6 protein-coding genes are annotated in these 10,498 nt (G+C 45.2%); 1 reads left to right on the top strand and 5 read right to left on the bottom strand.

Annotation, left to right across the window (positions count from 1 at the left end; translation table 11 throughout):
- Positions 1-60: 60 nt before the first annotated feature.
- The 4 genes from H6F50_RS15430 to H6F50_RS15415 form a co-directional block, all read right to left on the bottom strand.
- The gene (locus H6F50_RS15430) at positions 61-1,542 is read right to left on the bottom strand and encodes a 2-polyprenyl-6-methoxyphenol hydroxylase-like oxidoreductase (RefSeq protein WP_190429373.1); all 1,482 of its coding nucleotides are present in this window, start codon (positions 1,540-1,542) and stop codon (positions 61-63) included.
- Between the two features lie 36 nt (positions 1,543-1,578).
- Complete coding sequence (locus H6F50_RS15425) at positions 1,579-2,199, bottom strand: cytochrome b N-terminal domain-containing protein (RefSeq protein WP_190429372.1); 621 nt, start codon at positions 2,197-2,199, stop codon at positions 1,579-1,581.
- A gap of 218 nt (positions 2,200-2,417) precedes the next feature.
- Positions 2,418-5,792, bottom strand: coding sequence for an EAL domain-containing protein (locus H6F50_RS15420; RefSeq protein ID WP_190429371.1), 3,375 nt, complete (start codon positions 5,790-5,792; stop codon positions 2,418-2,420).
- Between the two features lie 349 nt (positions 5,793-6,141).
- Complete coding sequence (locus H6F50_RS15415) at positions 6,142-8,034, bottom strand: PAS domain S-box protein (RefSeq protein WP_347277171.1); 1,893 nt, start codon at positions 8,032-8,034, stop codon at positions 6,142-6,144.
- 481 nt (positions 8,035-8,515) lie between these two features.
- Between H6F50_RS15415 and H6F50_RS15410 the strand changes: the two genes are divergently transcribed.
- Positions 8,516-8,950 (top strand): DUF2358 domain-containing protein, encoded by a 435-nt coding sequence (locus H6F50_RS15410; protein ID WP_190429374.1) that lies wholly within the window; start codon positions 8,516-8,518, stop codon positions 8,948-8,950.
- A gap of 62 nt (positions 8,951-9,012) precedes the next feature.
- Here H6F50_RS15410 and H6F50_RS15405 read toward each other — a convergent pair whose 3' ends face one another.
- Positions 9,013-10,449, bottom strand: coding sequence for a HAMP domain-containing sensor histidine kinase (locus H6F50_RS15405; RefSeq protein WP_190429370.1), 1,437 nt, complete (start codon positions 10,447-10,449; stop codon positions 9,013-9,015).
- Positions 10,450-10,498 lie beyond the last annotated feature (49 nt).

Here is a 10,498-nt window from a genome sequence, read left to right as displayed (position 1 = left end):
ATAGATACCTCCTTTGCTGTTGTAGTCATGGCGGCAATTCATCGCCGATGCGGACACTATTCAGGTTAACGAATCAACAGCAGAAGACGGCAGCTTCGGAAGAGATAGTTCATCAGCATTCGGTTGATCTTGCGGACGCCGATTGATTACCTGCCTTAGCACTTGCACTAAGATACGAGGCTGAAACAACGCCGTGGGTGGTTTCAGCAGGTGTAGCACTTCTATGAAAACTTGGAACGCTACGGGACTCTCAATCGTGATTAACCTCACACGATCCAGATACCGTTGCATCAATCGGGTCTTCAGATCGGGTTGACCGCCCTCGGTCGTAGGCCAGCGGAAATCCTCGCCGGTCGCCATCAGCCAAGGGATATGATTCACTTGAGCTAGTTGCTTTTGAAAGCGCCGCGTTAAACCCGTTAAATCGTCCTGAGAGTGACGCTGAAATTGCACTTTCAAGCACTCCTCCAGGGTTAATGCAGCTATCGCCGCCGCGGTCATACCTTGACCGTAGATAGGATTGAAGGAACAGACGGCATCACCTAAGACGACAAAGTTTTCTGGCAAGCTGGATTGTTCGTAGTGACGCAGGCGGTTTTCTGTGCCGCGATGACAGTAGATGGGTGAAATCGGTTGGGCTTGTTTGACCACTTCGTAGAGAATGGACGATCGCAAGCTGCGGGCAAATTCCAAAAAACCAGCTTCGTCGCTGGGTGGATAGTCTCGACCCACGCCAGCCAGGGTGAGAACAAAAGCGTCACCCTCACAGGGATAAAGCAGCCCACCGCGAGAGTTTTCCCCTGGTTTAGACGACACCAGGATTGATTTCCAATCGTTTTGGAAATCCGCTGGACGTTGATACCAACGGCTGGCGTAGCCTAAAAATGAGTTAATGACTGTCTCTTGAGGCGGTGTGTAACCTAATGCCTTTATCCACTCAGGGGTTTTGGAATTTCGTCCAGTTGCATCCACGACCAGATCGGCTGCTAGAGACGCAAAATTCCGCGTCTCTACATCTGCGGCGCTAGTGTTTTGCCCGTGGTTGTGAAATTGCACCTGTACGCCCGTTACCTTAGTTTTGCTGGTGTCGGACAACAACTCGGTTGCTTGGCTTTCTTCCAGAATGCGTACATTGCTGTAAGCAGCCAGTCGGCGGCGAATCATCCACTCCAGCAGGTTTCGACTACAGGCACGAGTCACCAGTCCGGAGGAAAAGCGGGGTGCCCAGCCGCCAAAATCTAGCATGGGACAGTCTAACGTCCAGTCCAAAGCAGTAGCGCCAGCAGCCGCTAATTCAGTACCCAACCCAGGAAACAGTTGCTCTAAAATCTGCTGCCCCCGCAACAGCAGAACGTGAGCTTGGTGGGCTTGGAGTACGCCTCGGCGCGTCTCCGGTTTGTCTGGGATGCGATCGCGTTCAATAATCGTCACTTGATCAAAGCGTTCGGCAAGCACTCGCGCTGCCAGTAGCCCAGCCATACTGCCACCGATGACAATGGCTTGTCTATTGCTGCCAACCGCCAGTTGGTGAGGGACGGACATAGACGTTTGAGTTTTTTTGGGTGATTTAGATGTATGTCAGCTTAATTTTGCTTCTGATTCTATCAGCGTCTGCTTCTCTTCTTTTTCTTGTAGCAATAGTCCTCCGAGATGAATCACTGCCAGAATCAGCGCCCCAATTGAAAGAATGTAGCTATGCAACGTGTACAAATGGGCAACTGTTACCGTATTGATGGCTCCACCCCCCGTGAGGATTTCTCGGAGTAGGGAACCAATTCCAGGGACGGCTTCTACTGTGCCTAATTCGATGGTGAAACGCCAGTATCCCAGCTGTGTCCAATCGAGAAGCATGGCAGTCCAACCAAGCGCGATCGCTACCAAAGTTAATAAAATTCCGCTAATCCAAGCGGTCAGCCAGCTTCGGCGAAATTTTTCACCGAGAAACATCACAACAATCGCTATCAGAGAAGCCCCAATTAATCCATTTCCAGCAATCTCATGGAGACGCTGAATTAGCCAACCGTTGGGAATCTCTGATTTGATTTCCCTCAAGGAATTATAGGCTCCACCTGCGGTCGGTTCGTAATAGAAAGATAGAAGAATTCCGGTGACGGCTGCTGTCAGGCTCAAAGACAAAATTGCTACAGCCAAAATAGTAGCCAGTCGTCGAAGTACAAAAGCGTACTGCACATTGTTCATGGCTAACTCCAACCTTTTTCGGTTGAATATGTATTTATACTTATTGTATTTATTTTTTCTAATTTGAACCCAAGGAATTATTAAATTTGTGAGGAAAACGAGCAGCAAAGAGAACGCATACGCCAAGACCCAGAACGCAATTTAGGGGATGCTCCGGTTACTGTCTCTGTAGGGTGTTAGGAAAATTCGCATTATCAGAACAAAACAGCCGATTTTCCTCACCACTGATGCTCTGCCGCCATGAATGTCTCGACAGATGCAACATCCAGAGGTCGGGAGAAAAAGTAACCTTGTCCATACTCGCATTGCAGGGTTCTGAGTTGGGCAAGTTGCTCTGCTGTTTCTACTCCTTCTGCCACCACATCCAAACCCAAGTTGTGAGCCAGTGTGATAATGGTACGGACAATCTCCCAATTCTCGCTATCACTGCTCATTCTACCGACGAAAGAGCGGTCAATTTTCAACGTATCAATCGGAAATCGGTGCAGATAACTTAAAGATGAATAACCCGTGCCGAAGTCATCAATATAGAGTTGGACGCCTAGTTTTTTCAATTGTAAGAGGGTCGCGATCGCAGATTCAGCATTTTCCATCACGGCGCTTTCAGTGATTTCTAACCGCAAACAGCCAGGATCTAAACCTGTTTCTTCTAAAATCTGATGGATTGCTTGAGCGAGATGAGGTTGCGTAAACTGTTTGCTCGATAGATTTACGCTAATAGTTAATGGTTGATGGTTGATGGTTAATGGTTTGTTGCCAGGAACACCGGATGATGAATCATTAACAAGTTGTTTTTGCCATACATACATCTGACGGCACGCTTCCTGTAATACCCACCAACCGATAGGAACGATTAGTCCTGTTTCTTCTGCTACTGGAATAAACTCAGCTGGAGAAATCAAACCGCGTTCTGGATGCTGCCAGCGCGCTAGAGCTTCAAATCCAGTAATTTGACCTGTGGAGAGCGAAACAATGGGCTGGTAGTGAAGTAGAAACTCTTGGCGATTAACAGCCTGCCTCAAGTCAGTTACTAACTGCAAAAGTTCCACAGCGCGAGTGTGCATCGTCATGTCGAAGACCTCATGACGCGCTCTACCCAATGCCTTAGCACGATACATGGCAATGTCGGCATCGCGTAGGAGGTCTTGCGGCTGGTGAGAATCTGTAGTGTTAAAGGCAATGCCAATACTGGCACTGGTAAAGACTTCCTGCCCGTTTAGGTTAAAAGGTAAAGCGAGTTCATTTTGAATTTGGTTCGCAACGCGGGTGGCGTCACTCACATCTTGAATATCTTCTAGAAGAATCGTGAACTCATCTCCCCCAAGACGGGCAACCATATCTCCAGGACGCAGACACCTCTGGAGCCTGTAAGCGATTTCGACAAGTAGTTGATCGCCGATTGTATGTCCAAGGCTGTCATTAATCACCTTAAAGCGATCGAGATCCAGAAACAGTACAGCAAACAAGTAATCTTGACGCCGTTTTGTCAGCTCAACCAAATGTCCGAGCCGCTCCATGAATAGAGCGCGGTTGGCTAAACCTGTCAGCTTATCGTGAAAGGCATCGTGGATTAATAGATCCTCTACCAGTTTGCGATCGCTAATATCTGTAGCAACACCCAGCACTTGTCGGGCTTTTCCATCTGGCGAGACTAGAGACTTCTTAGTGGTTTGAAACCAACGCACGTTGCCTGTAGAGTCGGTGAGGGTCTCCTCAGAAATGATTTTTTCCGTTTCTCCTGTTATCACTTCTCTGTCATCAGAGAGAAACCGTTCTACTTCCTCAAAATTCGGATTGAAATCTGCATCGGTTTTGCCAAGCAAATTTTCAACGGTTGTTCCATAAATACTTGCTAATGCTTTGTTAACCAGAGTAAATTTTCCGTCCCAGTCTTTGACAAAAATTAAATTTGGGGTGGAGTCAATCACATTGCGAAGAAACTCTTGTTGTACTCTAAGTGCTTCTTCCGCTTGCTTGCGGCTGGTAATATCTCGGCTCACAGCGAGGAGACATTGCTGATCGTCAAAGTCAATAATCTCTGCTGATAGTAATGCCACACGCGCCTCACCTGATTTTGTAAGGAAGGTAAATTCTATGTTGCGAACAGACCCTTCCTCCAGCAATATCTGCTTCATGCGATCGCGCTGCTCCTGATTTGCCCAAATCTTCAGCTCAACTGTGGTGCGACCGATGATTTCTTCGCGGGTATAACCAGTAATGTTTAGCAAGCTATCGTTGACTTCAATAAGGCGTCCCTCTGCCACCGTACTGATAGTGATTGCGTCAGGAGTGGAACGGAAGGCTTTAAAGAATCTCTCTTCTGATGCCCGCCGCGCCGCTTCTGCTCGCTGGCGCTCTTCAATTTCGGCTTGTAATGTCTGATTCGCTTTTTCTAGCTCTTGGGTTCGTTCCCAAACCCGATTTTCTAGCTTTTCGTGCGCTTTCTGGAGTGCGGTTTCTGTCCGCTGGCGCTCAATGGCAATTCCTGCTAAGTTTGTTGCTATTTCAATCAGTTGTAAATCATAAGAATTAGGGGTGCAAGGCTGGGAGTCGTACATGGCAAAAGTACCCAACACCTTGCCATCCGAATTAAGAATTGGTGTAGACCAACAAGCTCGCAGTTCGTTGCTCAACGCTAACTCGCGGTAATCTTGCCACAACGGATCGATGGCAATATCTGAGACAATTACAGGCTCTTTCCAATAGGCAGCTGTCCCGCAAGAAACAACACGCGATCCAATGGCGATTCCGTCAAGGGCACGATTATAGCTTTCTGGAAGACTAGGTGCTGCGGCGTGGCGGAGATTGCGCCCATTTTCATCCAGAAGTAGAACGGAACATCGCATTTTACTGGAATGTTTCTCAATATTGCGGCATAAGACGTTCAGGACGCTATTGAGAGAGTCTCCTCTAGCAATCATTTCCAGTACACGCTTCTGACTAGCTAAGAGACTTTCTGCTTGCAAGCGCTCAGCGATCGCTTGTCGCATATTTACTAAATTACGTCTTAGTTCCAGTTGCGCTACGACCTGACGACTCAGTGATAAGAGGGCTTCTTGCTGCTCAGGCTTGAGTTGACGCGGCACAAAGTCGATCGCGCACAGCGTTCCCAGCGCATAACCGGCGGGTGTGATTAAAGGCGCACCTGCATAAAAGCGAATATTGGGGTCAGTCGTTACCAAAGGGTTCGTGGCAAACCGTTGGTCGGTTAGTGCATCTGAGACGATAAACAAATCGGGTTGCAGAATAGCATGGGAGCAAAAGGCGATATCTCGCGGTGTTTCTGATACTTCCACACCGACTTTTGACTTGAACCACTGCCGATTCGCATCGACGAGGCTGATCAGCGCAATCGGTGTTCCGCAAATATGTGCAGCCACACGAGCTAGATCGTCGAAAGCCTGTTCGGGATCGGTATCAAGAATCTCATACTGCCTGAGGGCTTTCAGCCTTGCTGCTTCATGGCTAGGCATAGGCGCTTTCACCCAGGATATTTCTCCAGATTCGATGCTGGCGACATTTTTGTTGGCACTAGCTTTGGTTATTTTTTGGGATATAGCTTCAAATATACCTATCCGGCTCAGGTTTACCATATTCTGTTTTTCCGCAGATGGGTTAGCTATATTTATATTCGTAATTTTTACTTTTACCTTAATTTACATAGGTTCTTGAGGGATCTAAGTCACAAAAATTTTGTTTTTCTGTCACAAATTCCCTTAATAAGTTTTTAATTTTATTAATTTTTAGATGTAGAAAGTTAGTCTGTATACAGGATCACAAAGATTATTTAATTAATCTATTTACAACTTGGCTCGGTAGCAAAAATGCTGCTTATTTAATTTTTTGTATTCTAGCTGGAGCAACTGCAAAATTCAGCAACCGTGAAAATACGGGGATTTTATTGTCTTTAGCAAAGAGTTGCCTAATTTTTTATAAATTTTATCAAGATTTATACGGCTCTAAAAACAAGGCAGATGGCTTCACTAAAGCAGGCTGCCGACTGGTCTGGTGAATGGGAATTTCGATGGTAAATTCTGCCCCTTGTCCCGCTGCGGAAATACATTTTAATTGACCACCGTGTTTTTCCACAATCTGATAACTAATGGATAACCCCAACCCCGTGCCTTTGCCGATGCTTTTTGTGGTAAAGAACGGATCGAACACTCGTTGCTGCACCTCTTGACTCATACCAGGGCCGTCATCAGCGATGTAGATTGCTACCTGATTGGTGTTTAGCATTTGAGTGTGAATCCGAATCGTAGGTAATTGTTCATGGGTACTTTCTTCCCCATGATTCACAACCCATGACCCATTCCCGATTGCCTCTTCGAGGGCATCAATTGCATTACTGAGAATATTCATAAACACTTGGTTGAGCTGACCTGGGTAGCACTCGACTAGCGGCAACTTGCCATACTCTTTGACCAGTTGAATGCCTAAAGTGCCTCCGACTTGTTTCAAGCGATGCTGCAAAATCAGCAAAGTGTTTTCAATTCCCTCATGAATATCAACGACTTTCATTTCCGCTTCATCCAGTCGGGAAAAGTTACGCAGCGACAAGACAATTTGGCGGATGCGTTCTGCCCCCACCTTGATCGACGCCAGCAGCTTTGGGAGATCGTTCTTCATAAATTGGAAGTCGCTCATCTCTACATAGGCTTGAATTTCAGGAACCGGATGAGGATAGTGTTTCTCGTAGAGGGACAGCAGGTTGAGCAGTTCCTGAGTATAGTCGCTGATGTGGGTGATATTGCCGTAGATGAAGTTGACTGGGTTATTAATTTCGTGAGCAACTCCGGCGACTAACTGCCCCAAACTGGACATTTTTTCGCTTTGAACGAGCTTCGCTTGGGTTTGTTGAAGTTCTCGAAAAGCTTGTTCTAGCTGGTTTGTTTGTTGTCTCAATTGCGCTTCCGATTGCCGTAAGGCTTCCTCGGCGGCTTTACGTTCGGTAATGTCGGTAATCATTCCTAAGACACCGATGTATTGTCCTGTTTGATCGAAGATGGGATTTGTAGCAACAATCGCCCACAAGTTACAGCCATCTTTACGGGTGAATTTAAAGTCATGTTGTTCTTTAATTCCTTGGCGGCGACGTTCCATCTGAGCGATCGCGATCGCCTGACCTTCTTCATCCATGAATGCAAATAAAGTCTGACCTAGCATCTCAGGGATGGTATAGCCTAGCATTTGGGCCATCTGATTGTTCGCAAAAGATGTATTGCCTGCGGTGTCGAGAACCCAGATTCCCTCAGTCGTGGTTTCGACAATGCGACGATATTGCGCTTCGCTTTCCCGTAACGCCGCTTCTGTCTGCTGGCGTTCGACAATTTCCTGTTGTAACAAGATGTTGGCAGATTGTAGCGCCGCAGTCCTTTCTTCAACTCGTCTTTCTAACTCTAATGTGAGTTTTCGTAGTTCTTCTTCAGTGGCTTGGCGCTCGGCAATTTCCTTTTCTAGTGTGTTGTTGGCAGTTTCCAATAGCGCTGGACTAGGAAATGCAAGTGCTTGAGGAATTAAGGGCATTAGCATCAACGCCGTATACACAGAAACCCCAGCCGTAAAGGCTTTCAAGAATCCTGATAACCAATAATACGGATGCCACAGCGTCGCCACCTCTGCTAGATGCGTCGTACCGCACGCAACAATGAATGTTCCAAACAACAGGAATATCCCATAAAAGGGCATATCTCGCCTTTTGGAGACAAAATATACCAGCATGATTGGAATCGAATAATAAGCGACTGCGATCAAAATATCAGATGTAATGTGCAGCCACACTAATCCAGGCTTCCACAGGTAACAATGCCCGTGGGGAATAAAATCTTTTGACAAAAAATTTTGCACAAATTTTAGCATCAAGATTTATGGCTGTAATAGTTTTTACATTTAATATTCAATTTGTATCTTATCTTGGAATATTTCATATATTTGTTGATTTTCATGAATAAGGTAACAATTTGCTTACAATTTGTGCAAACAATCGACTTTGACTATTTATGTGTTAATCGACAGATTTCAGAGAAATTACGGATAGCTAGCAGGTCATCTAGACAGCAACTATCAGTTTATTTTTAGGCAGAAGACTTTTGACTAGAAATCTTTGTCGCTAACGCCCTGACACAGCATTAGCTGGAGATACCGTCTACTGTAGAATTTCGGATCTTTTATTACTTTGTAAGCGATCGCATCCATAGACAAGAAGCAATCGCTGAAAATCAATGTAAAATCGCAGCTGGTCTAGAATCCGGTTTTCTGCAAAAAAAGAAGTTAAAAAACCGCTAAAATCATCACTGTGCCGCTGGTTGAGGAGAGAATGCGGGTGGAATATCAATTACAAGTAGAACAAGTGGTGGAAACGCTTAAAAATGATCTACCCATGCTTTTTCAAAGAGATATTTTCTACGACATTTATACACAGGATATCTATTTTGAAGATCCAGTGAATAAATTTAAATGGAAATTCAACTATCGGATTATCTTTTGGACGCTGCGATTTCACGCGCAGCTATTTTTTACAGAAATATTTTTCGATCTTCATGATGTAGCGCAGATAGACGAAGAGACGATTAGGGCGAATTGGACTGTACGCGGTGTTTTGCGCCTTCCGTGGAAACCTCGCCTATTTTTTAATGGCTACTCTACGTATAAACTTAATAAAGATGGGTTAATTTACAATCACATCGATACATGGGATCGCAAACCCAGCGAGATTTTGAAGCAGTTCCTAGAAAAGGGAGGAAATATCTAAGCTCAAATTTAAATGAATGCCTTGATTTTATAAATTATTTTGATAAAAATAATTTATAGATTTTATGAAGCTTGAACGAGAGAATTAATTGCCTCTACTTTAGACCCACAATTACTTGAATAAAGGGTAACAGCAAAGGTCGTTCCCACTCCAATTTCACTGTTTACTGAAATTTTTCCACCGTGTAAATCCACACAATTTTTAACGATAGAAAGTCCTAATCCAGTACCCGGAATCGTCCCCACATTATCAGCGCGATGAAAAGATTCAAATAACCGCGTTCTGGCTTCGGGAGGAATGCCGATTCCTCGGTCTCGGATGTAGAAAACTGCTGTTCCTTGGTCGCAAACTAAGTCAAACTGAATATTGCCGCCTTTCGGAGAATACTTGATGGCATTTGAAAGCAAATTAGTAAAAATTTGCCGAAGCAACTTTTCATCCATACAAAAATGGGTACTTTGACCTTGACAAGCGAAAGCGATCGCGTGTTGCTTGCTAATTGTCACTTGGATATCTTCCACCAGGGCGCGGCAGAATTTTTCTAAATCTAAAGGTGCTGGATTAAAGGCAAGCTTCTTGGCTTCGGCTTTACCAATAAACAACACATCATCTAATAGATGGGTCATATTTTTGGCAGCTGCTTGAATGCGAGCAAAATACTCGCGTTTTTTTTCTTCACTTGCTTGATGTGGGAAACGTTCTAGTAATCTGGCAGATAGAATGATGATGCTCAACGGGGTGCGAAATTCGTGGGATACGGTGGTAACAAAGCGAGAACGCAGTTCGCAGAGTTCCCGTTCTTTTTCCATCGCATTCCGTATTTCAGCATCGGCTCGTTTCCGCTCGGTGATGTCTTCAACCATGCCTAATTCATAGAGGATTTCTCCAATTTCATTTCGGATTACCGTTACCGTTAACTTCACCCAGCAAATTTCTTGGTTTTTCTTGATATAACGTTTCTCAAGCTGATAGCTGTCTATGTCTCCCTGAATGATTTGCTTGAGATAAGGCGTTTCTATTTCCAAATCTTCAGGATGGTTAATATCAAAAAGGTCAAGGGTTGTCAGTTCTGACTCCGTGTAACCCAAAATTTCACAAAAGGCTCGATTTACCATGAAAAACCGATAGTCAGGTTTTCTGACTAAGGTGATACCGATAGGAGCATCATCAAAAACTCGACGAAATCTTTCTTCGCTCTCGCGCCGTGCTGCTTCTGCACGCTGGCTTAGCGCAGCGTGTCGCAGGCTTTGGCTAATTTCGTCCCGGAGTTGCTCGTTGACCTGTTGTAATTCTGCTGTACGCTCTTCTACTCTCTTTTCTAGTTCTTCGTTGGCTTCTTTTAGGGCGGCGGCTGCCCACTTTTGACTGGTAATATCTCTGACAGTGCTGAGGATTGCATCCACACTGGCATCTGGATTATGGATGGGGGTGATATTAGACCTCTTGCATGAATCAAGAAAATGAGCCAAAAGTAGGTAAGCGTTACTGAATCTGCTCATGCTCTACCAACAGTTGAAAGTCCTCAATCCGAGCGCCTTCAGACGGGCG

This window comes from Coleofasciculus sp. FACHB-712, assembly GCF_014695635.1.
Classification (GTDB): Bacteria; Cyanobacteriota; Cyanobacteriia; order Cyanobacteriales; family FACHB-T130; genus FACHB-T130.
This window is presented reverse-complemented; position numbering and strand designations above follow the sequence as displayed.

Bases quoted from the DNA above. Each gene is read 5' to 3' on its own strand.
- H6F50_RS15430 (WP_190429373.1), bottom strand. From the start codon at position 1,542: ATGTCCGTCCCTCACCAACTGGCGGTTGGCAGCAATAGACAAGCCATT.
- H6F50_RS15405 (WP_190429370.1), bottom strand. From the start codon at position 10,449: ATGAGCAGATTCAGTAACGCTTACCTACTTTTGGCTCATTTTCTTGAT.
- H6F50_RS15425 (WP_190429372.1), bottom strand. From the start codon at position 2,199: ATGAACAATGTGCAGTACGCTTTTGTACTTCGACGACTGGCTACTATT.
- H6F50_RS15420 (WP_190429371.1), bottom strand. From the start codon at position 5,792: ATGGTAAACCTGAGCCGGATAGGTATATTTGAAGCTATATCCCAAAAA.
- H6F50_RS15410 (WP_190429374.1), top strand. From the start codon at position 8,516: ATGCGGGTGGAATATCAATTACAAGTAGAACAAGTGGTGGAAACGCTT.